Raw genomic sequence first — 23,099 nt, 5'->3', positions numbered from 1 at the left:
TCACTCACTTCCCGCTAATTTCCTTGGATATGCTGGACACGAGACCCGCCTGCAGCGCAATCCGCGCTTGTCTGACTGCATTCTTGACCGCATTGCCGTCAGATGAGCCGTGCCCTTTCACTACTAGACCGCTAAGACCGAGAAGCGGCGCTCCGCCGTGCTCCTTGTAATCCATCTTTCCCTTGAGGCTTCTGAGCTCCGGCATCAGTATAGCCGCACCCAGCTTGGTTTTGAGCGAACGGCTGAACTGTTCCTTCAGCAGAGAGAACATAGCGCCCGCCGTACCTTCAAGTGTCTTCAGAAGAATGTTGCCCGCAAACCCGTCACAAACAAGCACATCACAATTACCCGTCAGCACATCACGTGCTTCAACATTGCCGACAAAGTGAATTCCCGGTAATGCGGCTAGCAGAGGATACGCTTCCTTGGTCAATTCATTCCCTTTGCCCGGCTCAGTCCCCACATTCAGCAGCCCTACACGCGGCTTGGCAATTCCGTGCACTTTGCTGCGGTAGATGCTGCCCATCAGCGCGTATTGTGCAAGGTGCTGGGGCTTGGCATCCATGTTGGCACCCAGATCAAGGGCGAGTACGCCGACATCATCGAGCGTGGGAATCATCGGAGCAAGCGCCGGGCGCTCTATTCCATCCATTCTCCCCACCACAAGCAGCCCCGTGGTCATCAGCGCGCCTGTGTTCCCGGAAGAGATCATGGCATCGGCTTCCCCTTCACGCACCATACGTCCAGCCACAACCATGGATGAATCCTTCTTACGGCGGACTGCTTTGACCGGCTCTTCATCGGAGCCAATCACTTCCCCCGCATGACGCACCGTCACATTGGACGGCTTATTCTTCAGCAGCGGCTCAAGTCTGGCTTCGTCGCCGACGAGCACAATCTGCGTATCGCTCCATTCCGCGGCCGCGGACAATGCCCCTTCCACATTGCATTCAGGAGCATTATCGCCCCCCATGGCATCAATGGCGATCAGCACTGCGGTTTCCCCCTTCGCTGTATTCTTCAATTGCAGACCGGTACACCACAAAATGGCCCTGAAACACGAGTTCTTCTCCGACATACGTAAATACGTCCACCTCAGCTTTGCCGTTCCGGCCAGCGAGCGAACGCACCTGCGCTTTGGCAATACATTTCTCGCCTAACCGGACCATGCGCACAAACCGGATGTCGGCTGAAGCGGTCAGGGCAATTTCGTCATTGATCACGGCAACCGCCAGCGAATTGGCCTGTCCGAACACGTAGTGGCCACGAGCGATCCCGTTCCTGGAGAAGACATGCTCCTCACGAATTTCAAATATGGAAATGCCGCTCTTGTCCAGCTGCAGATCGACAATATCACCGACCACTTCATTGGCTGGCAAGGAGCGCACCTGATCATAAGAATGTTCAGCCATTTGCTTCATCCGTTCACGCAGCTCCGGAATCCCCAGCTCCAGCCGGTCCAGACGGATGGTCTGAATGCTCACCTTGAGCTGCCGGGTCAACTCCCGGTCGGTCACAAATGGATTGCCATCGATAATACCCAGCAGCTGCTGCTGGCGCTCTTTCTTGGACATCCGCTCTATGGCGGCTCACCTCCTGGCACATGCTGAACCTAGCATCCGGCCGCGAGAAGGCCGCTATCGTCATCAATATAAAGGTCATAAACTTCATTTAGAACCTGGTACTAATATGTAGTATAAAGCATGCTGCGGCAAAAATAAAGCTTTGCCTGAAAAGCGGCATAACCACGCGGCTTCCACACAGGTAACGGAGGGATATCTTTACCCCTCCCCAAAAAAATAGCACCCCACCATTAGATGAAGTGCTACTCTTATTTAGAAACTATTGTTTGATGATCTCTCTTGCTTTGTAAGTTCCGCAAACTTTGCATACGTGGTGAGCCAGTTTCAGCTCTCCGCATTGTTCGCATTTCACCATGCCCGGCACAACCAGTTTGAAGTGGGTGCGGCGTTTGTCACGGCGTGTTTTGGACGTTCTCCGTTGAGGTACTGCCATTGTGTTACACCTCCTAATTCGGTTTTAACCCGCCTATCGCGGGATTTGGTCTTAGTCATACTTCATTTGAAAAAGTCTTTCAACCCAGCGAGTCGAGGATCGATCACTGTGTTGTCGCAACTGCAGGTGCCTTCGTTCAAGTTTTGTCCGCATTTCTGACAAAGACCAAGACAGTCTGCCTTGCACAATACCGAATCCGGCAAGTGCAGTACGAAGTTTTCTTCCACGAACGGGACAAGCTCCACAGTCTCATCTTTGATGTAAATGAGTTCATCATCTTCATCTTCGGGAAGAATTGGCTCCTTAAGCCACTTGAAAGTCTCCGCAAAAGGAATGTTCAGCTTACTGTTGACCTCGGTGAGACAACGTGAACATAACATGTCCACCTCTCCACTCAGTCTTCCCACCACGTTCACACAATCGGTATCCGCGGGCAGCGCTTTAAGGTCCACCAAGAGCGGTGCAACAGCAAGTATATCCTTTCGCCCTTTGACAAGCTCGCTGACATCCATAGTTTCATGAATATTCAGAGGCTCATCGACATTTGCCATTTTGCGAAAGTGAATCTTCATAATCATCACTCCAAACAAACAAAATTTATTATACCTATTATTACCGAACTTTGTCAACCATTTTCCCTTTATATTGTTTCAGGAAGAGGGACAATTTATGATATAACTATTAAATCACCATATTTCTCAGAATACGGAGTGAAGCAGCTGTGACAACCGTCGGCATAATAGCAGAATATAACCCTTTACATAACGGGCATGTCCACCATTTCAACGAAGCCAAAAAAATCTCCGGCGCGGACAGCGTGATCGTCGTCATGAGCGGCCCGTTCACCCAGCGCGGCGAGCCGGCTGCGGTCAGTAAACGGGCCCGCACGGAGATGGCGCTGCATATGGGCGCCGATCTCGTGATTGAACTGCCGGTCGCTTATGCGCTTCAACCGGCAGAGTGGTTCGCCTTCGGAGCTGTATCCCTGCTGGAAGCGACCGGGGTCGTGGACAGCCTGTGCTTCGGCTCTGAAGCCGGCACTTTGGGTGAGCTGCTGCCGCTGGCCGGATTCCTGGCCGAAGAAAGCAGCGAGCTTCAGAGCGAGATCCGCCGCCTCATGGCGCTAGGCACAAGCTTCCCCGCCGCATACAGCGCAGCAGCGGCGGCAGTCTGGGAAGGGTCTCTCCCGGGAGAGGAGAAACCCTTCGATGCCGAAGAACTGCTGCGGCAGCCGAACAACAGTCTCGGCCTGCATTACCTGATCGCCCTGCGGCGGCTCGGCAGTGTCATCAGACCTCTTACCGTGCCGCGCACTGGCGCAGGCTTCCATGACCCGCTGCAGACGGGGTCTTCCATTGCCAGCGCCACAGCGATCCGCCGGCTTCTTAATGAAGGCGGCTCTCCTGCAGAATTCATGCCAGAATATAGCGTGTCCATCCTGGAAAGAGAGCATGCAGCCGGCAGAGGCCCTTTGAGCCTGGAAGACTTCCGCACCCAGCTCCGTCATATGCTGACTACGCATACTGCCGCAGATCTGAGGTCCCTGCAGGATATGAATGAAGGGCTTGAGAACCGGCTGCTGAGAGTCATGCCGCAGCTTGAACAATTCTCGGTCAGCACATTGCTGCAAGCATTAAAGAGCAGACGCTACACGCACACACGGCTGCAGAGATTGCTGCTGCATGCCCTGCTGAATCACAACAAGGAGGAAATGACACCTTCCCGGCTGTCCCAAGGCCCTGGTTACATTAGGGTTCTGGGGTTCAGCGAAAGCGGCAGAAAGCTGCTCAAGAACATGAAGAGAAGTGCCTCCCTTCCCGTTGTCCTGAGTCCTGCCCATTTCTCACATCCCATGCTTGAACGCGATCTCCAAGCCTCCGCCGCATATGCCGGAGCTTTCGCCAATCCTCTGCGTACTGATTTGTACAGCGATTTCTTACTGCCGCCGGTTAGGGTTTGACCGGGAGCTCTTCCATGTATTTCAGCGCCTCATCCAGAGTGGATACAGGCACCAGCTTCATAGATGTGCCTATTTTATCCGCTCTGGCTTTGGCTTCATCATAATTCTTAACCGGCACGAAAAAAATCTCCGCATCCTCCCGGTCTGCAGCAACAATCTTATGCTTCACTCCGCCAATGGCTCCTACCTTGCCTTCAGCGTCAATAGTTCCGGTTCCCGCTACCCGGTAACCTTTGGTTAAATCACCCTTAGTTAGCTGGTTATAAATTTCCATCGTAAACATAAGGCCTGCGGAGGGTCCTCCGACACTGGTATCCACAAAGCTGACCGCTTTTCCTGCTTCCTTCGGCTGTACCTTCTGCACCGCGCCAATCACAACCCCAAATCCAGGACGGCCCGCTGCAGTCTCCTTGTCTTTAACCTCCACCAGTGTTACCTGTTCCTTGACTTCCTTACCGTCCCGCTGCAGCACGACTTCTACCTGATCGCCAACCTTGCTTGAGGAGAGCAGTTTGGAGAGCGCAGTGGGATCAGGCACAATTTGCCCTTGAACACGGATGATTTTGTCGCCTATTTGAAATTGGTCCTGGCTGCTTTCCTCCGGAACCGAGAAGACATACAGATAGTCTACAACATCCTCATACGGAATGCCCGCAGCATGATAGGCTGCCTGAACGGAAGAAGACTGGGAGCTGCTCATATAATATACCTGCTCAGCCGCATATTCCTGCTCACTCTTGTCCCCTAGCCTGGTCTCTTTCAATACGACTTCCGCATTGGAATTAAACGCAGAAGCCACTAATAGGGCAACATTGGCGTAGCTCGCGGATACGGTCGTCATCATGAATGTGCCCTGCTCCTGCGGATCGGCATTCTCCACCTTGATCATCGGCGCCACCTCTGAGGTACTGCCCGGCTGATACACGAGATATGGAGTATTCATAAATACTGCAACATAGAGTATAACCACAAAAGTAAACAAGTAGGCTATGGCGCGAACGCCTACCCGGCGTTTCAGTTGCCTCAATGCAATTCCCTTCTTTCCCCGCGGCTCTATACTTATGTCTCCAAATAAACTTCGGAGCTGTATCCTCTACGCTGTGGCATGATGGTTGTCTGCCCTGCATAAATTGATAACAGTCTCAGCCCATGTCCTAAGTTATGAAGAGGTGATGCTCATAATGAATAACTTTAAAATACGCCGGTTCACTTCAGCCTCGGTTCCCTTTCTGTCCGGGGCCGTTGCCATTGTGCTCGCCATTGCGATTATCTTATCGCCGGAGTCCTCATTCCAGGCTTCCCTTCAGGGTCTGAAGCTCTGGTGGACACTTGTCTTCCCGGCGCTTCTGCCCTTTCTGATGTTATCAGAAATGCTCACAGCCACGGGATTCGTGCATGGACTCGGAGTACTGCTGGAGCCGTTGATGACCAGGATTTTCCGCCTTCCGGGGGCCGGAGGCTGGACACTCGCACTAGGAATGACCGCCGGTTTCCCGGCTGGTGCAGGCGGTGTGCAATTGCTGCATAAGCAGGGCAGCATTACGGACAAGGAGGCCGGACGCCTGGCTTCCATCGCCCACTTCGCCAGTCCGGTTACGCTGCTCATTGTAGTCGGCGTTGCTTTTCTGCACAGTCCTGCCGCCGGATATAACCTGCTGGCCATCCACTGGATTTCGGGACTTGCCGCAGGCGTAACCGCGACCCTGCTCACAGGTCGGCCGAAAACCGGAGCTCCGGTGGTAGTTCCATCACAGCGCAAAACGGCTTCATTGCCCAGACGGATTCATCAGGCTGTATCAGAAGCCCGGGCAAGAGATGGCCGCGGATTCGGCAAGCTGCTCGGCGAATCCGTCTCAACTGCCGTTCAAAGCCTGATGGTTATCGGCGGCTACATGATTATGTTCGCTGTTGTTATAAATATTGCTACTTCTCTAGTACCACAGCTGCCTCCTGCTTTGGCGGCAAGTTTTCTGGAGATTCATCTCGGAGCAAATGCACTGACCTCAGAACTGACAGCACCTCACGCCTTTAGTTCCATGGGGATCACAGGCCTGGCCCTGCTATCAGCTGCTCTCGGCTGGAGCGGAATTTGCGGCCAGCTCCAAGCACTTACCTTGCTAAAAAGGGCGAAAATCTCTTTCCTGCCTTATGCCGCCGTCCGCTTGCTGCATGGAGTATTTGCCTTTGCTTTTACCCTATTATTATGGAACCCGCTGATGAATCTCCGTGAAACCGTACTGCCGGCGGCGGCGGTTCCCGAGGTTGCCGAATCGACCGCAACACTGGGAGCATTGAACGTATGGAACGTAGTCCCCCAGCTGCTGGGCCTGCAATCGCTGCTGCTGATGATGATCATCGCTCTGTCTGCCGTTGTATCTGCTGTTACTTGGCTCCGCCGTCTAAACGGCTGAATTTAAGCTTCATTGCCTGTTCTACCTCAGGGGTCACAAAATCCGACACATTCCCGCCAAAGTGGGCGATTTCCTTGACCACACTTGAGCTAAGGTAGGAATATTTCGGATTGGTCATCATAAAGATCGTTTCCGCTTCAGGGTCCAAATTATGATTAATGGATGCGTTCTGCAATTCATATTCAAAGTCAGTGACCGTGCGGATCCCGCGGACAATGACTTGGGCATCCTTTTGGCGAAGATAATTAACCAGCAGATCGCGGAAACTGTCAACCTCCACATTCGGAATATCCGCAGTGGCCTGCCGCAGCAGCTCCGTACGCTCTTCTACCGAAAACATCGGATTCTTGCTTAGGTTGTTAAGCACGGTAACAATCAGTCTGTCGAATTGTTTGGCTGCACGCCGGATAATATCCATATGTCCCATCGTAACCGGATCAAAGCTCCCGGGATAAATGGCAACACGTTCTTTTCTAATTTGCAGACTCATCATTACCCTCCTTACCACTCACAGCCTCTTCACGGAGAGCGGATTCATACTGATAGATTGAAATTGTCGTCTCGCCGTATACGGCCTGTCTGGTTCTATAGAACCCCGGAATATCCTCCGGATAGGCATAACCTGATTCATGCTCCAGCACGATGACCGCATCTGATCTGAGCAGACCTTTTTGCGCCATCGCCATCATCAGCTCATCACCATGCTTCAGCCTGTACGGCGGGTCCAGGAACACAAGATCAAACGAACGTCCCCGCTTCTCCAGCGCGCTAAGGGCTCTGCCGGCATCATTGCGGTAAACCTCAGCTTGCGCTTCCAGCTTAGCTGCCTTCAGATTCGCACGCACCGTGTCGATGCTTTTCTGCTCCATATCCACAAATACCGCACTGTCCATCCCTCTGCTCAAGGCTTCAATGCCAAGACCGCCAGTACCTGCAAACAAATCAAGCGCTGCCCCGCCCTCAAAATAAGGACCGATCATACTGAACACCGCTTCTTTTACCTTGTCGGTTGTAGGCCGCGTTCCGCTGCCCGGAACACTCTTCAGGGGCCTCCCCTTTGCACTTCCCGATACAACTCTCACCAATTATTCACCTGCTCTATGTCTCTGTTTATTATGCCGATTAAGGCACAAGTCCAAGCCTATAGTACCACAATTGTCTATTGAAATAAAAAGATTGTCTACCGTTGTCACATTGAGGCCAGCAGATTTTTTTAACGTCCACAGGTATAAGACTGGAGCAACCGGGACATCATGTAACTATCGACATCACAAAATGTCGTAGACAACCGCGGAGCAGGCTTACGTTTCCCCATAAGCTCTTCGTCCGGTTTCTCCTCTCCCATGAAAGAGGCCCTAGAAATAGGGCCTCGATTTTTGTTCTATAGACCCTATATCTACGCGATTTTATTCAATAAATACGATAAGTGCTACCCTAAAAAATAATGAAAGGTGGCAAAAAAGGTGGCAAATCATTAATCTCTCTGTAATGAGGTGGCATTTTGTATCATACTGTTTTCTTCTATACCAGAAGCCGATACTACGCCACCTTTCGGTCAATAATAAAGCCCCTGTTGGCCGTAATGGCTGACAGGGGCTTTGCTCATATCATCTGCTCTTTTAATACATCACCGAGATCAGCTGTGTATCGAGTGAGCCTTAAGCTGATCTCGGTACGCATTACATCACGAGTCATGCCAAAACGCTCTTGATATCCGCGAAAGTGGATTGTATTGTAAGTAATGAAATCATCCTGAGTATCCTCAATCACTTTGATGTTTCGGCGTTTAAGTTCTTGCCGCAGATGGTAGACCTCCTGAATAATCCGTTTTTGGATATAGCGACCGGCTATTATATATGATCTGCTGAGTACATTACCCGATCGTTCGATTTCCTTCAGGCTTTTGGCAACCATCGTATCTATGTAAGGGAGCAGTATTAAGTCCCGAACCATTTCCCTCTCATCATTCGTGAGCATTTTCCCGTCAGTGTTCACCCTCATAACTATCGCCTCCTGGCTCCAGTATATGCGAACACATGTTCTTTTATCCACAAGAAAAAAGCCCCTGTTTTGGCAGAGGCTTACCGGTGCTTCCGGATTTGGTAAATTTATATTATCAGTTCCAGTGATGGTTGTCTACTCTTTCGATGATCCCGGCCGATCTTTGAACACCAGTTCAAACAGACCCGTTGCCGACAAGCCTGCCAAACCGCCACCCCACAGCCGCAGCGTGAGGTCTAGGTCCGTAAACGGATAGGCTGCAGCACCAACCAGCAACCCTATGACCAGGCCAATGAAGGGCAGCAGGTTCTTCGGCACGTTCACCATAGTTTTCACTAGCTGCACCACTGCCAGGACGAACACCGAAATCAGTGTCGCAAAGGCCAAGACGTTGTTCAAAACTTCATTCGTTTCCATAGTTATTTTTCCTCCTTGGTTGTAAGTGTCGAAGTCTTCGTTACTCCATCCCAGCCGACTGTCGCCTCGAATACCTCAGCAGCTGCCCGTAGTGGAATGTAGGTCGTACCCTTAATCACCACCCCACCAATAAACGGTTTGCCGTTGATGACTACCTTTGCCTTATCTATCATCACGTCTTCATCCTCCTGTAATTTGGTTCGGACCAGTGCTTTAAACTCTGTCCAGCCGGTCCATTTACCACCATCGTACATCAGCCTTGGGCAAATCTTACCGGACCAGTCATAATGCCGCCGCAGTTGGTCCACACCCCAGCCTCTGGCTTTAAGCATCGAGGCTACCAGCTCCGCAGCATTGTCCAGCGTCTTAGCATAATCGCCACTCTCGCAGATCTCAATGCCGATGGATGTCCGATTGCCGGATGTCGCTTTACTTCCGTCTCCAGCGTGCCAAGCGTTCTCGTTTAGCGGAATACATTCCACAGCCTCCCGCTCATCCACGACGATGTGGAATGAGGCTTGTCGCTCATTGCTTGGATTGGTCAGCCAAGCGCGCTCCCCTGCGGCGTTGCTGGACGGGTTGCCTGTGTTGTGGATAGTTATTGTCCTTGCCAGCATGATCAGCCCTGAACGGCGCTTATTCGGTGTGTTAACGGGTATGTGATCTATTCGATAATTCATAACTACCTCCCTAAGAATTGGTTTGCGACGATCACACCAATGGTGATGCCGATGATGTATTTGACAAAATCAAGCCACATTTTACGTTCGGATCCGCTGTCTTTATTGGCTTGCTGTAGCAACGAAAATATCTTGTTCTCCAGACTGTCGAACTTGCCCATAATGGCACTGAATTGAATCTCCATCTTGATCGTGGATTCTTTAATGTGCTTAATGTTCTCGTCATGCCTGTGGTCGTTCTCTTCCAGGAACAACAACTTATTACTATAGGTCACATTCTCTGCCGCTAACCTAGCAAATTCGCCCGACAAGTTAGTCAAACTACGTTCCACTTCCTCCAGACGCTGTAATGGCATTACATCATCAGTCCCTCCTTGTTGTTCTGCTCCCCCATCTCCCATTGGTAAGACCCCTCTCTGCCTCATCTATTGGTATATAAAAGACGCACCCAGGAAGAGTGCGCCTCAATTAGTATGGAACTTTGTCTCGGGCCAAATCTTTACCTCGCTCTGCCATGTCGTTGATAGACTGCTGCAGCTTGCGAAGCTCATCGCGCTTAGAATTGTTACTCAGGGACTTGTCATCTTGTATCTCACGCATGTCTGTACGGATCGCTGACATCTGCTTGCTGATCTTCGCCAACTTTTTGCGCAGGCTATCAGAATACCAGTCAGGCAGCTCGCGGAGATCGCTATCATTATTGGCTTGATCCAGCCTATCCTTATAATGATAGAACTCTGTTGACAGGTCATTCGTGAACACCGGATCAGCCGTAACCTGCTGACTGAGTGCACTTCCTACGTCGCCCCCAGGTGAAAGCAGAGGCTGTCCAAACTGTCCAAGAAAGCCAGTGTACTGCCGGGCAAGGTAATCCAGTTGCTTTGGAGATGTACCGGTTAGATCGCCGATTTTCTTGGCCGGAATCGTCGTCTTCGCATCGTACTGAAGCTCTGGTGACAGATTATCCAAATACCCCGGAACGATAGCCGATCCGCTGAAGTTCTTGTTTGCTGCGAGATCTGCGATAGGCCCAAAAATTGTATCACCGGCAGCACCCAGCAGTTTATCAGTGGCCCCGCCTTTCTTCAACGCACCCTGAACTCCAGGTGGCGTGAATGTAGTGCGAAGCCGGTCTGCGAAATCCCGAAACGCTGCCGGATCCTCTTCGGCAAAGAGCCGCATCAGGCGTTCCGGAATATCGCTGAAAATGGTCCCCTGCTCCTGTGGCTTGGCAACTTTAAAAAATGTACCGCCTCCCTTAGGGATCATCAAGAAGGCATCTTTCTGCTTCCGGCTCAAGCGCTTGTATGCTGGGTCATCACGGTTAATCGCATAGAGCACCAGAGTCGGAATCGAAATAGCCAGGATCGACTTGGTAAGCGCCTTGGCCGGATTATCCTTATAGGTTCGGAACGTCTTATCCAAACCCTGAGCAGCTGCGTTGAAGTACGGGAACACCTTATCGATCTCACGGGCAAGCGCCCCGCGCCGTTTAAAGTTCACCGTCACATCCTGAGCGGCCGCAAGAGCTGCCTGCAGATCGCCTGTCTGTTCATATGCTCGCTTAAACTCGGCAAGCCGGGGGGCAATTTCCACGGCGTTCAAGATATTTTCATATAGATCCTTTGCCCGACCCAAATTCCTTCTTACCGGTGCATTCATCCCGGGTAGCACAGCTCGTTTGCTCTGTGCCAAGAGGTTCCGGTCAGCTGCAATAGATGAAGCGTGTCCGCCCCCAGCATTCAGAAACTGCTTGTAAGCACCTCTTTGTCCGCCTATATCAATTGCTGCACTGACCAGATCAGAAATAAACCCGATAGGATTATCTCTGGTGGTCGATGCAATGTAAGCCTGCGGGATGTCCCGGAACAGGTTACGGGTCAGTGAAAATACTGGATTGCTGCCGGTGGTCAACAGTTTCATGTTGTTGGTCACCTTACCCACCAGATTGAGCATCCAACCCGCGGACTCAGGTCCAAGTGCTGTCAGAGCGGACAGTAGCTGCTTATCCTTAATTAGCACATGAACCGGTTCGCCATCTACCATAGTCCGGACAATATTGTCCTTGTCCAGCTTCGTGCGCTGCATGGCGGCGTCAAAGTCGTCGCTGAAGCGAGCAAGCAGATTATCGATACCGTCTGTATCCATATCGTCGGTTAAAAGCAACTTACGGACATCGACAGGCTTCTCCGGCTGCTTCACGATCTCAGCCCAATCCCGAAACGCTGCCGGATCCACTTCGATATTTTTCACGTACTGCTGCATGACCTGGTTACGCTTGGCTGCCTTTACGTAAGCATCCACGTTCTCGATGGTCGCCTCGATCGGACTGATAATCTTTCGCTGGGAGCCTCCTTTTTGATAACCTTTGACTGGATTGGACTGGTTCGCGAAGCCTTGCTTATCGCCGCCATAGCCCTTCCCTGTTTTTTCAAGCTTGGTGAACTGGCGCTTATTCGGAACGTAGAACGGATTTTTGTCGATCCAAGCCTGTGCGGTGTCCTGCGTAATGATGCCGGTGTCTACCAGCCAAGACTGCACCATTTGCTGGTTGAAGGTGTAGAATTTCTCTGCCGCTTCCTTGAATTCTGGAAACATGGCTTCATACTCAGCTACCTTCTGAGTCCCGTAATCAGGTGTCCAGGCCAGATCATCACGGAACACCATTTCGCCGCGCTCTGCCCGAGTCAAGGCATGCTTATTAATCAGATAGTCCTCGAAGTCCACATAGATGTGCTTGTTCTTCTTCATTAAAGTGTTTAGCGGTTTCAGGATGCTTTTCAGCGAGTCCCCTACCACCTGTCCACTTGAATCAACCAGGCCGTCAGTGATTATCCGTTTGGAAATAACATCAGCTCCACGGGATGCCAGGCCCAGCGTATGCACCCGTTCAGATGCTTTCAGCGGTTCCTCCATCAAATCTTCCAGGATCTTATCTTGCTGATTGAGCGGATGGAGGTCATCCACCAGTGCCGTATATGCCCGGTCACTGGTCCCTTTTATAGACACTGGGTCTTTCTGCTGCCGGGTCACCAGCTGCGAACGTGTCTCTGTCTTGAGTGAATCATATGGCTTTGCCCGCTGGCCTGCCGCGATACCCAGCCCTGACTGCTCATCGAATTGTCCAGGACGTAGGATTGGCTCACCGATAGACAGGGGCTTTGTCTCCGGGGTAACCGGATCCTGAGCAGGCGTCTCCTTGGATCTCTCCATTAAATAATCGATATCTTCTTGTGTCCACTCGCTGAGCGGCTTGGTATTGATCTGCTGCTCTCGCGCCGTTAGCTCTGCCTCCAGTGATTTAGCTGGAGCTACAGACTCACCGATAGGCTTTCGGACTTGCTGCGACCCTGTACGGCGCATATCCTTAAGCTCCTTGCTCACAAGCGGCGAATCTGTAACCCGAAGCACCGGATCAATCTCCCGGATACTACCGGTCAGTGTAGCCCTTGCCTGCTGATACCCTGCTAGCTGCTCGTCATACCCAGTTTGCGACCGCCAGGATGGCACTTGCCCCACCTCATCCATAAACCCATTGTCCACCCGATCACGGGCCAATTCATAAAGATCCTTGTTTGCAGGCTGCTTGCCGTTAGCGGCATAAAACTCTTGATACCATCGCGGATTATTGGATTGTCTGCCTGACCTGCCAATCACTTCTCCAGTAGCATCTCTCTGAAGGGATCCTTGCTGAATCCCGCCACGGTTATCTCGCTGTTCCTTCAGGATCTTATATTCATCGATGACGGCTTGTTCATAACGTGTATTCAACTCATGGACAGCCTGGTCAATCTCCCGAAGTCCAGAACGACCATTAAGGGCATTGTCCGCAGCTGCCCGCGTACCTGCAGTTGCCTCTGGAAGCTCTAACGCATACGGATTAACAATCGGATCGGTACCCGCTGGAATCGCGGATCGACCCGCTGCAGCTGATTGTCTAACCGTGCCACGACCTTCAGGCAGCGCTAGTAGTTCAGCTGCTTCACTCTCTGGAATACCATTACTCCGGAACAGACTTCGAAGGCCCGCACCGATAGACGCACCACCGAAGCCAAGTACAGCGCCCCCAGCAAGCCCGGTCAAGGCATTCATCTTGATCTGCTCGTTACTGTCCTGTTGGTTAGCTAACCCCGCAGCAACACCTTGCAGCGGCCCTGCCACGGTCTCTGTCAATCCCTGTCTTGCGATAATTTGCGCGGTATCTGGTTTGACCTTCGGAGCAATCTTGCTGATGCCTTGAGCGACCTTGTTAACTGCAGCTTGACCGGTCTTGCTCGACATTGCTTTGCCAGCCACCTCATACGTACCAACATTCGGGCCCATCCCGACAGGCGCACCTGTAGGCGTGAGTAGCGGAGTGACGAAGTCATTCACCAAATCCGCAATTTTATCAACGGTCTTGTTGCCAGAGCTGTCCCGCTGAGTCGCCCCACTGTTGCCTGAGAAGGCATTACCCAGGGCAACGCCCAGTGGATTACCCTCCGTCAAAAAGTTCATAGCTTGGGCGTACTGCTTGATAACTGGTGGCGCACTCTCGATCTTTTCCTTGTTAATTTCATACTGCGTCTTTGGCACTGTGCCGCGCCCTGTCTGTTGTATCAAGGAAGCAGCTGGGACCTTATCCTTCATAGCATCCTGAATTGTCGACTGTGGAAACTGAAGCGCTGAAGGAGCGGGAAGTTTGCCTTCAAAAGGAGCAAGCTGTTTCTGCTGAGCTTGCTCTGCTTTGAAGTCAATAGGCTTCACTTCTGGCAGCTTGAATCCTTGCACCTGCGGACCGACACCTACGCTTGAGAGAGTGTTCTGCAAGAGTCTAGATTTTGCGGCGGTCACGGCTGGATCCTCCACAGGCTCAACGAAGCTCCGGTTACGTACAGCAGTGAATAGGCTGTCCGAAATAGAACTACCGGCATCTGGAGCTGTGGAATATGTCCGCTCCAGCACTCTCTTTTTAGCCTCTTCTCCACGCTTTCGATTACGAACCGCGTCAAACGTTGACATTCCGCCCACTCCTTAGTACCACTTATTTTTGTCCCAAAATTGAAGGGCTTTGTAAGGATCCCCATAACGATCTATTACATATTGAAGTCCTTTTCTGGCTTGCTGGTTTGGATCAGACCAGTCTACGCTGTTTCCACCATAATTTTTACGAGTGCCATTCAAGAACTGATATAACCCAGCAGCCGTAGATTTAGGATTTTTTGCGTTAGGATTAAAGCTGCTCTCCCGTGCCACCAATTCTTCAAGGGGTTTCTGCCATTCTGCTGGTTTACCTGCTGCTTTTAAGGATTGAGATATAGCCGATGATGCAATCGCATAATTTTTCGGATTAGATTTTGCGTCCGCCGAAGCTTTGTAGTAATTGTTGTAAGCCCCACTAGCCGAAGCTGTGGGGCTACTCAGTTTCCCGAGTATTGCTTAATGCGGGCATCAATGTCTTTGGACGTATAGCCTAATGACAGCAGAATCTGCTTGGTTTCCGAATCACTCAGACCAGCATCTACTACAGATTCAAACATTTCTGTTCGTTTCGCAGGATCCTTTGTCAATTGCTCGCCTGTCTTTGTCCGAGCACTCGGGTCGTCGGGATCTGCCTCATATACAGGCTCTGTGTATAACGACTTGATGTTATCCAGCACCTGGTTGGCTGTCATGCCGACATACTTAGATGCCGCTGGCTGGGACTGTTCATAATCCAGTTGAGCCCAGGCACGGGAATTGTCGTCCTGCGAGAGAGCAATCTGTGCCTGACGATACGCATCATCGCTGGACTGTGAGAGCTGCTGCAGCCCATACCCGAGACCATACTGACGTACATTCTCGTCAAATTCCGTTTGCCAGCGCTGGTCTGTGATCGCGTCGCGCGCTTTCTGATAAGCAAACTGTTCAGAATACTGGTTATTTGCGCTATCCATCTGCTGCGCCTGAAGTGTCTTTTGACCATTGCTAAACCGTCCAATAGCCTGGCCGTAATTGAACCGGTTATCCCACTGCTGCTGTTCCGCCTGTTGATCAAGCTGTTGGCCTTGCAATGTACGGACCGCGGGAGTCACCTGACTGGCTGCGCTGTAATTAGAGTTGGCCCCAAGCTTACTGACATCGACGCCCATGGAAGAGAGCGTTGCCCGGATTCCATTTGCCTGATTACTCAGTTTTGTGCGCTCAGCAGCAGTGACACCGGAAGACTCTGCTTGCTGTTTGAGCGTCAGGAGCTGGGAGTATAGCTGCTGAGCCTGTTCGTCTCCCGGCAGGTTCCCCGTTAAGCCTGCCCGTGTATTTGTATTGTCGATGCCCCGCTGATCCTCGTTGGTGTACATCTGGGACAAGCTGCCGAGATTCGCGAATTGCTGCTGCTCCTGGTTCTGCTGGTCCGCATATCGCTGATAGGCTTGTTGCATAAGCTGCGGCACGACTGTGGTTTCCACCTCACCCATTTTTTCCGCCGCAATTTCAGAGCCACGATCTGTAGTAATGGTGCTGTTCAGAATGCCCCTCCGGTTGTTTTCTGCCTGCACTTGAGCGTTACCCGTTTGAATGCCAGCCTGCGCCCGCTGAAGCGCAGCTTGATAAGCCGGATCACTTTTTACATCATAAGAAAAAGGCGTTGCCTGTTTAGTGGCATACGCCTTCATGAGATCCATCAGTTCACTGCTCTGATCAGTTGTCGTTCTAACTGCTGCTTGTGCGCTCACTGGTGCCGTTGTTACTGGTGAAGCAGAAGCAGCCGTAGCGGTCGGAAGCGCACCAGCGTATCCAAGATTTGAGGTCAGGTATTTCGATTGAGCGGATGTATCAAGCCCCGCGGCTTGCCGGGCTCTGTATGCTTCCAGCGCTCGGGTGGTTTCGCTCTGTTTGAACGCTGGATCCGTGCCGAGTTTCATCTGTGTTTGAACCAACTTCTTCTTCGTGGCTGCGTCAGCGGTATTGTAATCTGCCCCGCCATACGTGCCCGTTGAGCCTGTAGCCATAGGGTCAGCCTCCTTTCTTTGCATAAAAAAGAGCCCTCCACAATGAAGAGCCCTTATCGGTTACATGCTATGTTACTTGTTCAATTCTTCCTGTTCAAGCGCGGCCTTCTGAGCCAATAGATCAGCATACTCGGCTTTGTATTTCTCCAGCTTTGCTTTTAGATCAGCGTTGTTTGGATCGTCCTTGAGTTGAGCTTCAGTAAAGCCGATATCAGCAGCCTTTGAGGCGATTTTTCCATTTAAAGCTACTAGTTTATTTATTGTAGCTTGTGAGGTGTTTTCATTTGGCGTAGGTACCGGTGCAGAAGCCGCAGGCTGAGTCGTTTCATTTGTCGAAGTCACATTAGCACTCTCCTTTTTTAAAGCTATTGATTTCCCGGAAACAGAAACATCATATCCGGTAGCCTCACCGATAGCACGGACAGGCGCATAACTTGTACCATCCACTGCTATGGCAGGCGCATTCAATTTCTTTCCGTCAACCGTAACACTAAGTTCAGTTTGGATCTTCTTGCCTATTTTTGAAATAGAATCTCCAAAAGCTTGAGCCCCAATCATAAATACTATGCCCGCAATAAATCCAGCTACTGCCTTCTTCATATCTATCACTCCCCGTAACTACTATTTTGTCATATTATAGCATTTACGTTTGCATATGTGTATGAGAAGGTACGCCATTCCACACAACATATCCTCCGCCGTCCACAGTTAGTTTCGTACCAATAGGAATCCCTGCATTCGCCCCGCCTGCTGGTTCAGTTGATGCACCTAATGTAGCTTTTTCATTAAGTGCGGCATCCAATGACTGTCCTGTATCAGAATTAGCAAATTTGCTCCAAGTTGGTACGATTACTTTATCTAAAATGCCATCTCCACACTTAAGAGTCAAACTTCCATTTTGAGTACCTACTAGTAAACTCACATTAGCAAGCAGTGCAGTCAGTCCAAATGCAGGACCTAAAACCAATGAGACAGCTCCAGCCTTCCTGAAGGTCATCGTCGGCTCTTCGGTGATCCCTGGCTCAATGGTTACATAATTGAATTCATCTGTCCAAACGGCAACCAGATCCCCGCTATCATTAAACTCAGCTTTCGGATACCCGTTTCGCCTGGTGGACATATAGGAGCCGTAAATCTCAATCGATTCAATAATACCGGCAGTGATGTAACCCAGGTTCGCACTGATTGCCGACAGCTCATCAACAATCAGCTTCGCGGCTGTCACTGTACCCTCAACCAGCAGATCCCCATCCACATAATTCAGGTTTCGGGTGTCTAGGTTGTTCAGAAGGAAAGTCAGCTCCTTGGTCATCTTGGCATATGCATTAAGGAGTTGCGGGACCAATACCTTGATGTCCGTCTCTGCCGTATTAATATTCGGCAGCTGTACATTAGCCATTAAGCTTCCCTCCTTGTAACTTCCCGAATGATCCGGTGAATCTTCACCTGACCCGTGCCAAACAGCTTAGGCCGGAACCAGGTCTCCGGCGTCCGGACTACAATCGGTATTTTATATGACCGAATCACGCCGTCCCCGTTCGTAATTGTCCGTACTGTGGTCCAGTCGCCGCCCTCCGTACCTGGAGCGTAAGCCACATTGAGCGTTGCCCCGACTTCAATATCCGCGATCAGCCAGAACTTATGAAGCGCCGCTCTACTGATCTCTGCACCATCGCTCCACGGCTTCGGCTCAATGCTCCAACTAATCGCAGTTCCAGCATCCGACACGCCGCCAGCTTGTAGGATACGGCCATCTGCCGTGCCCATATAAAGCGTCTGCCCATCCAAGTAATACGCTGTCGCCACAAAGCTAACAGGCCACCAGCGCCGCCCTGCAATGTCATATTTGAGCGTTACAGTGGGTAGCTGTGCATCGCCTGTTACCAAAGAGACATATAAAAAACGCCCATCTGTGCCGGAGCAGCAGTGACGGGCGTTTGCCTGGTTAATTGAAGCAATATAATCCTTGATTGGTTCGCTGATACGTACCGGAGTAGATCCACCTTGATACTCATAAACACCATCAGGCCCGAGCCAATAAAGTGCCGTCCTGGACTGTGTAACTGACCGGTCCGATATACACCCAACCGGGAAAGGATCCGTCATATTGAAGTTCGTGGAATCCTCACCAAACAACTCATGTAAAGTGTACCGCTTGAACAATATGACGTGATTACTAAACATCGTCAGCCCGGTAGGTAGCTCGCCGTCTGAAGTTTCCACCGTAATCTTGCCTGTACCGGTGAACTTGTCTGTACTGGTCCAATCTGCGGCATCCCGCAGTCCGGAGAAACTGAGCAGGTTGTCATTACGATTAGCCAGATAGAACCGGTTTGCGTGTGTCGTGAGGAAGGAGCTGGCTGCTGGGGCTGATCCCAAAGTCGTCAGTGTCGTACCATCCCACTGTCGTAGTTGTAGGCTGCCGTCAAGGAAATATAGTTTGCCTGCATCAAAAAACATGGCTACATCCCACAGCCGGTTATTGTCATCATTACCATACTCATAGACGGTCGACCATATACCGCCTGTAAGCCTGTATAAGCCGCGCTGATTGCCACAATACCATTCTAGCTTGAACCGAAACAGGCGGTTAATGTAGCCGGTGTGCTGGCTGATCAGCTTGAATCCCTCACGTGTCTGGAGAGTTGGGTACAGCGCGGAGTCCAGGTTGAGGACACTAACGGCCTGGCCGTCTCCGATCTCAATTGGCTCCGCCGCTTGATTAAGGCCGTCTGCCAGTGTGACGGTCACCGGCCTGGTCTTGTTTGGTGATGCTGTCCACCCCTGCATGATGCACCTCCACTATCTTATACCTAATAATTTATTTGTGAATAATTCAATTTTAAGCTTACTCCCTATAGTTTTATAAATGTAAATAAAGGTGAAAGTGATACCAATAACTATGAAGGGTCTCAACAATGTAAAAATCCACAAATCATAGTGATTAAATATGAACGTTATTATTCCAGCTATAGGTGTATGGAGTAGATATATAGCAAAAGATTCCATTCCCAAGTTGATTATTCTTTCGTCATATACAAATCTCATTGTAGCAAACCCAAAAATCATAGAAATAGCAATTGGTTGCACTACTAAAGTTGCATGCCCCCAATATCCTGAAGTAATACCTAGTATTCCTACTAATAGTATTAAAATTGAATAGATAGAAAGTAACACGAATTTATACTTAGCACACCCATGGGCTATTTTTAGTAATACATCTTTATTGGCAATCACCAGACCAAAACTAAAATAACACATAAAATTTAGCGGGTTCATGTATGGATTTATAGCCCCAAATCCACCTAAAGAAGTATAGACAATACTTAATATCGATATAAAAAATGTACTATAAATAATTACCTTGTTTTTCGAAGTATAAAAAAACATTAAATAAAATACGATTAATAATGTTAAATAATACAAGTAACTTCCATTACCTAATAGAAAATTAATCCAACTGTTTAACTCTACTCCTTCTTTTCTAAAGAAAACATAAAAATAAACAGTTGTTCCAACTAATATCCAAGGTATCATCACTGTTTTAATCTTATTTAGAAAAAAGGCACTAAATGATCTTTTGTTTTTGAAAAACAAATAGCCAGACAAAATGAAAAAAATCCCAACACCTATACTTCCTATTTGACTTAATATTGATGAAAACACATTGTTGATTTGGTTTGTTTTTGTTGCAATAGTCCAACAATGAGCTGATACAATACTAAAGAGAGCAAATACTTTCAAAGCATAAATATAACTCTTTTCATTAATTGGCGACAATTCTTGTATATTTTTCATAAATACCCTCCCCCATAATTTAGTATTATAGGGGAGATAAAGATACCAGTAAATACATTAATTCAATACCGCCCAATCAGCATTTGTAACACCTACAGCCTTATACCACTTCTTATTCACATAATCCAGGTATTCTTCACCCTCTGCATAAGGAACAACGGTACCTACCGGAGTAACAGCTCCTACACCATAACCTTGCCAAGTGCTTACAATCCAGTCACCAACAAATATCCATTCTAGTGGAGCGCCAAGATTAATATTTTTATTTCTTATAACATCACCATAAGCTGCTGTAAATGGTAATGTTGTTGGCTTATTATTTTGAGATAATTCTGCACGTAGTTTCCATTCTCCACCAGCACCAACCATTTTTTGAGTATAAATATATCCATTGTCGCTGTCAAAAATCTCCGATAAATATGCAGCATTCGCAATACCAGAACCGCGACTCCATCCGTTAATAATTGCCTTAACATAAGGCGCATTAGCAAAACTATACGAACTATCACTTGCACCACTGATAAGATTGTCCTTAATATAAAGACCATATCTTGAATTATCAGTAGTAGGAGAAGTAGTTAAGCACACAACACCATATTGTAAATGTTTTGTGCTTCTTTCATCTCGAATAATGTTATTTTCAATAAAAACATCTTGATAATAGGTGATGTTTGATAAAACAACTCCCATTCTGTAAAAACTAGTCGAAGATAAGCCTGTGTTAAGAATGATATTGTCTGAAATATAGGAATTAGAAAGTGTACCAGAAAGCGCTATAGAAATTGAAGACTGTAACGAATTTTCAATAATGTTTTTTGTCACGAACAAATTCTTAATGTTCGTTGTAAATAATCCGATACCAGCATTACGAGGCGCGTTAACAGGATTGAACAGCATCGTAGTGTTAAACCGAATGACGTTTCTATCCACATACATTCCATCAATACCAAACATCGAATCATCGACTAACACAATTCCTTCCGCGCCGTAAGCGTCAAAGTAGAGGTTATTAATCAACATGGTATTTCGCTCAATGTGAATGTTTTTGATCATTCCGCTGATTGCCCAAAGAGATATTCCTGTCATTACATTAGTAATAGTATTACCAATGATCTGATTATTCTGCGAGTCGTCAACAGTCTCATCAACAGCAGCATTAATAATTCCGATACGATAACCATCAATGAAATTATCTGCAATTATCTTGTTTGATGCATGTACTTCAATAGCGGTTGTTACACCCTTACCTGCTGCATTAATCCGATTTCCAATAATCCGGGAGTTTTTACCTGCAACATAAATCGCAGAAGTATCATAATGGAAATTTGTATTACCCATATTCACAAGTTTACAATTTGTAATTTCCATTGCTTCAACTTCATTTGTGATGATTGACCATATTCCCACAGAATTCAATACTTTGATGTTGTCAATAGTAATGTTTTTACCTGCACGTAAGAATATTTCAGTTCTGATTTTACTGTTTCCAGTTGGCGCAGCAGTAAGTGGATTAAAAGGTGTATTAGCATCAATTGTAATATCTCGCATACTTACATTCTGCAAATCACCGGACTGTTCAAACACCGCGCGATAATCACCAACACCGGACCCGACTTTAATAGTGCCTCCCCCAACGAAATTAACACCTGGTTTCCATTCCAAGAATGTTCCAGCAGCATTTTTCGTTTGAAGCGTAAACACAGTATTATTAGGAAATAAAAGTTTTGATCCAGGTGAGTGGATAGAAATAAAATCAATTGCGTCCTGAATTTTCTGTGTTGAATCCGATTCTCCGGGAACGGCTCCGAATGATGTTACATTGTATACAATATCCGCCAACTGCGCATCAAAATTATTCAGCCGCGGACCCAATGCCGGGAAAGCATCACCCGTCTCTGGCTGGCGAGCATCTATTAACTCTGTGTCCTTCATCCCGTCTCCGTTATGAGCGAGGATGTTATTTATCCGAGTTTGTGCAATGTCGACAGATTGCTGAGCTGCTTGAGCCAGTCCTGCGGCAATGTTCGCACTGGTCTGAGCTGCACCTGCTGCACTGACACCTGTATTTGCTGTATGAAGAGCTACAGCTGCTGAGCTTGCTACATCTGATATATCAGCATCACGGATTGCTAGTTCGCCATCTACATAAGTCTTAGCAACGGAATTTTGCCCTGTGGACATACCGGGGATTTGCCCCGAGAACTGCCGCACAATATCTTCACTTGAACTCATCCCCATAACCCCCAAACATTTTGAATCTGTGGACTATCAATCATTTTGTCATATATTTTCTGCAACTCTTCTAGGAGTGCGTTATACTTGCCTGTGTAGTTATTGACCATAGCTGTGTCCTGAAACACCTCACAGATCTGGACTAACACACCGTATACCAGAAGCATATGAAAATCCTCGTCCAACTCGGGTACCGCATCCAGATCATCCTCTGTCACCTGAATCGGGTATTTATAATGGAACAATGCCAGCCCGTCCGCTACGTCGTCTTTCGGCGTTGGGTTGATTGCTAAAACCTGATTCCCAATCCAGTAATAGTACGGATGATTCGACTTGTGGTAAATGTTCTGATAGCTGTAATCGTGACCGCCAACTACTGCTCGCAGCAGATTGGTGCGCGGAAACGGGACTTGGTATACGTGAACACCTTTGATAAGGCTGAAAATAGACAGCATTGGATTTTTAAATGTCAGCCGGAAAACCTCATTTTGCACCAGGTTAATTTTCCGAATCAGGCTTGAATTGCTCAGTCCGTGCGGATACTTCTCATCGATCTCGCCCAGAATCTCCTGCACATTCATCGGGTCACCTCCTCATAAGAAAGAAGGCCCCATCA

21 protein-coding genes are annotated in these 23,099 nt (G+C 48.9%); 2 read left to right on the top strand and 19 right to left on the bottom strand.

What is annotated here, in order from left to right; genetic code table 11:
- Positions 1 to 4 precede the first annotated feature (4 nt).
- The 4 genes from plsX to NSS79_RS15515 form a co-directional block, all read right to left on the bottom strand.
- Positions 5 to 994 (bottom strand): phosphate acyltransferase PlsX, encoded by a 990-nt coding sequence (plsX, locus tag NSS79_RS15530; RefSeq protein ID WP_038591196.1) that lies wholly within the window; start codon positions 992 to 994, stop codon positions 5 to 7.
- Positions 978 to 1,574, bottom strand: coding sequence for a transcription factor FapR (fapR, locus tag NSS79_RS15525; protein WP_038591193.1), 597 nt, complete (start codon positions 1,572 to 1,574; stop codon positions 978 to 980). Before fapR ends, plsX begins: the two co-directional genes overlap by 17 nt.
- A gap of 268 nt (positions 1,575 to 1,842) precedes the next feature.
- The gene (rpmF, locus tag NSS79_RS15520; RefSeq protein ID WP_019911234.1) at positions 1,843 to 2,016 is read right to left on the bottom strand and encodes a 50S ribosomal protein L32; all 174 of its coding nucleotides are present in this window, start codon (positions 2,014 to 2,016) and stop codon (positions 1,843 to 1,845) included.
- Positions 2,017 to 2,078: 62 nt separating this feature from the next.
- The gene (locus NSS79_RS15515) at positions 2,079 to 2,588 is read right to left on the bottom strand and encodes a DUF177 domain-containing protein (protein ID WP_038591190.1); all 510 of its coding nucleotides are present in this window, start codon (positions 2,586 to 2,588) and stop codon (positions 2,079 to 2,081) included.
- Between the two features lie 149 nt (positions 2,589 to 2,737).
- Here NSS79_RS15515 and NSS79_RS15510 point away from each other — a divergent pair, with 149 nt between their 5' ends.
- Complete coding sequence (locus NSS79_RS15510; protein WP_342440032.1) at positions 2,738 to 3,976, top strand: nucleotidyltransferase; 1,239 nt, start codon at positions 2,738 to 2,740, stop codon at positions 3,974 to 3,976.
- Here NSS79_RS15510 and NSS79_RS15505 read toward each other — a convergent pair.
- Positions 3,966 to 5,003, bottom strand: coding sequence for a SepM family pheromone-processing serine protease (locus NSS79_RS15505; RefSeq protein WP_342440031.1), 1,038 nt, complete (start codon positions 5,001 to 5,003; stop codon positions 3,966 to 3,968). The genes NSS79_RS15510 and NSS79_RS15505 overlap by 11 nt on opposite strands.
- A gap of 154 nt (positions 5,004 to 5,157) precedes the next feature.
- Between NSS79_RS15505 and NSS79_RS15500 the strand changes: the two genes are divergently transcribed.
- The gene (locus NSS79_RS15500; protein ID WP_342440030.1) at positions 5,158 to 6,387 is read left to right on the top strand and encodes a nucleoside recognition domain-containing protein; all 1,230 of its coding nucleotides are present in this window, start codon (positions 5,158 to 5,160) and stop codon (positions 6,385 to 6,387) included.
- Here NSS79_RS15500 and coaD read toward each other — a convergent pair.
- The 14 genes from coaD to NSS79_RS15430 form a co-directional block, all read right to left on the bottom strand.
- Positions 6,359 to 6,877, bottom strand: a complete 519-nt coding sequence (coaD, locus tag NSS79_RS15495; RefSeq protein ID WP_144024236.1) for a pantetheine-phosphate adenylyltransferase — start codon at positions 6,875 to 6,877, stop codon at positions 6,359 to 6,361. The two genes, NSS79_RS15500 and coaD, sit on opposite strands and share 29 nt — an antisense overlap.
- Complete coding sequence (gene rsmD / locus NSS79_RS15490) at positions 6,861 to 7,469, bottom strand: 16S rRNA (guanine(966)-N(2))-methyltransferase RsmD (protein ID WP_038599635.1); 609 nt, start codon at positions 7,467 to 7,469, stop codon at positions 6,861 to 6,863. The genes coaD and rsmD overlap by 17 nt, the downstream gene beginning before the upstream one ends.
- A gap of 520 nt (positions 7,470 to 7,989) precedes the next feature.
- Positions 7,990 to 8,388 carry a hypothetical protein gene (locus NSS79_RS15485; protein ID WP_342440029.1) on the bottom strand — a complete coding sequence of 133 codons (399 nt, stop codon included), beginning with the start codon at positions 8,386 to 8,388 and terminating at the stop codon, positions 7,990 to 7,992.
- Between the two features lie 135 nt (positions 8,389 to 8,523).
- The gene (locus tag NSS79_RS15480; protein WP_342440028.1) at positions 8,524 to 8,805 is read right to left on the bottom strand and encodes a holin; all 282 of its coding nucleotides are present in this window, start codon (positions 8,803 to 8,805) and stop codon (positions 8,524 to 8,526) included.
- A 2-nt stretch (positions 8,806 to 8,807) separates the two neighbouring features.
- Positions 8,808 to 9,485 (bottom strand): N-acetylmuramoyl-L-alanine amidase, encoded by a 678-nt coding sequence (locus tag NSS79_RS15475; protein WP_342440027.1) that lies wholly within the window; start codon positions 9,483 to 9,485, stop codon positions 8,808 to 8,810.
- A gap of 2 nt (positions 9,486 to 9,487) precedes the next feature.
- A complete protein-coding gene (locus tag NSS79_RS15470; protein ID WP_342440026.1) occupies positions 9,488 to 9,841 on the bottom strand; it encodes a hypothetical protein in 354 nt (117 codons plus the stop codon).
- Between the two features lie 112 nt (positions 9,842 to 9,953).
- Positions 9,954 to 14,486, bottom strand: a complete 4,533-nt coding sequence (locus tag NSS79_RS15465) for an LPD38 domain-containing protein (RefSeq protein ID WP_342440025.1) — start codon at positions 14,484 to 14,486, stop codon at positions 9,954 to 9,956.
- A gap of 398 nt (positions 14,487 to 14,884) precedes the next feature.
- Positions 14,885 to 16,453: a hypothetical protein gene (locus NSS79_RS15460; RefSeq protein WP_342440024.1), complete on the bottom strand. Its 1,569-nt coding sequence runs from the start codon at positions 16,451 to 16,453 to the stop codon at positions 14,885 to 14,887.
- A gap of 72 nt (positions 16,454 to 16,525) precedes the next feature.
- A complete protein-coding gene (locus NSS79_RS15455; protein WP_342440023.1) occupies positions 16,526 to 17,053 on the bottom strand; it encodes a hypothetical protein in 528 nt (175 codons plus the stop codon).
- 43 nt (positions 17,054 to 17,096) lie between these two features.
- The gene (locus NSS79_RS15450) at positions 17,097 to 17,852 is read right to left on the bottom strand and encodes a hypothetical protein (protein WP_342440022.1); all 756 of its coding nucleotides are present in this window, start codon (positions 17,850 to 17,852) and stop codon (positions 17,097 to 17,099) included.
- Positions 17,852 to 19,243, bottom strand: coding sequence for a hypothetical protein (locus tag NSS79_RS15445; RefSeq protein WP_342440021.1), 1,392 nt, complete (start codon positions 19,241 to 19,243; stop codon positions 17,852 to 17,854). The genes NSS79_RS15450 and NSS79_RS15445 overlap by 1 nt, the downstream gene beginning before the upstream one ends.
- Before the next feature lie 12 nt (positions 19,244 to 19,255).
- A complete protein-coding gene (locus NSS79_RS15440; protein WP_342440020.1) occupies positions 19,256 to 20,251 on the bottom strand; it encodes an acyltransferase in 996 nt (331 codons plus the stop codon).
- Between the two features lie 57 nt (positions 20,252 to 20,308).
- The gene (locus NSS79_RS15435; protein ID WP_342440019.1) at positions 20,309 to 22,483 is read right to left on the bottom strand and encodes a hypothetical protein; all 2,175 of its coding nucleotides are present in this window, start codon (positions 22,481 to 22,483) and stop codon (positions 20,309 to 20,311) included.
- A complete protein-coding gene (locus tag NSS79_RS15430) occupies positions 22,480 to 23,064 on the bottom strand; it encodes a hypothetical protein (protein ID WP_342440018.1) in 585 nt (194 codons plus the stop codon). Before NSS79_RS15430 ends, NSS79_RS15435 begins: the two co-directional genes overlap by 4 nt.
- Positions 23,065 to 23,099: the final 35 nt, after the last annotated feature.

It is taken from the genome of Paenibacillus sp. FSL L8-0436, from assembly GCF_038593025.1.
In the GTDB taxonomy this organism is placed as follows: domain Bacteria; phylum Bacillota; class Bacilli; order Paenibacillales; family Paenibacillaceae; genus Paenibacillus_AQ.
Note: the sequence above shows the minus strand (reverse complement) of the source record. Positions and strands in the feature narration are given on the sequence as shown.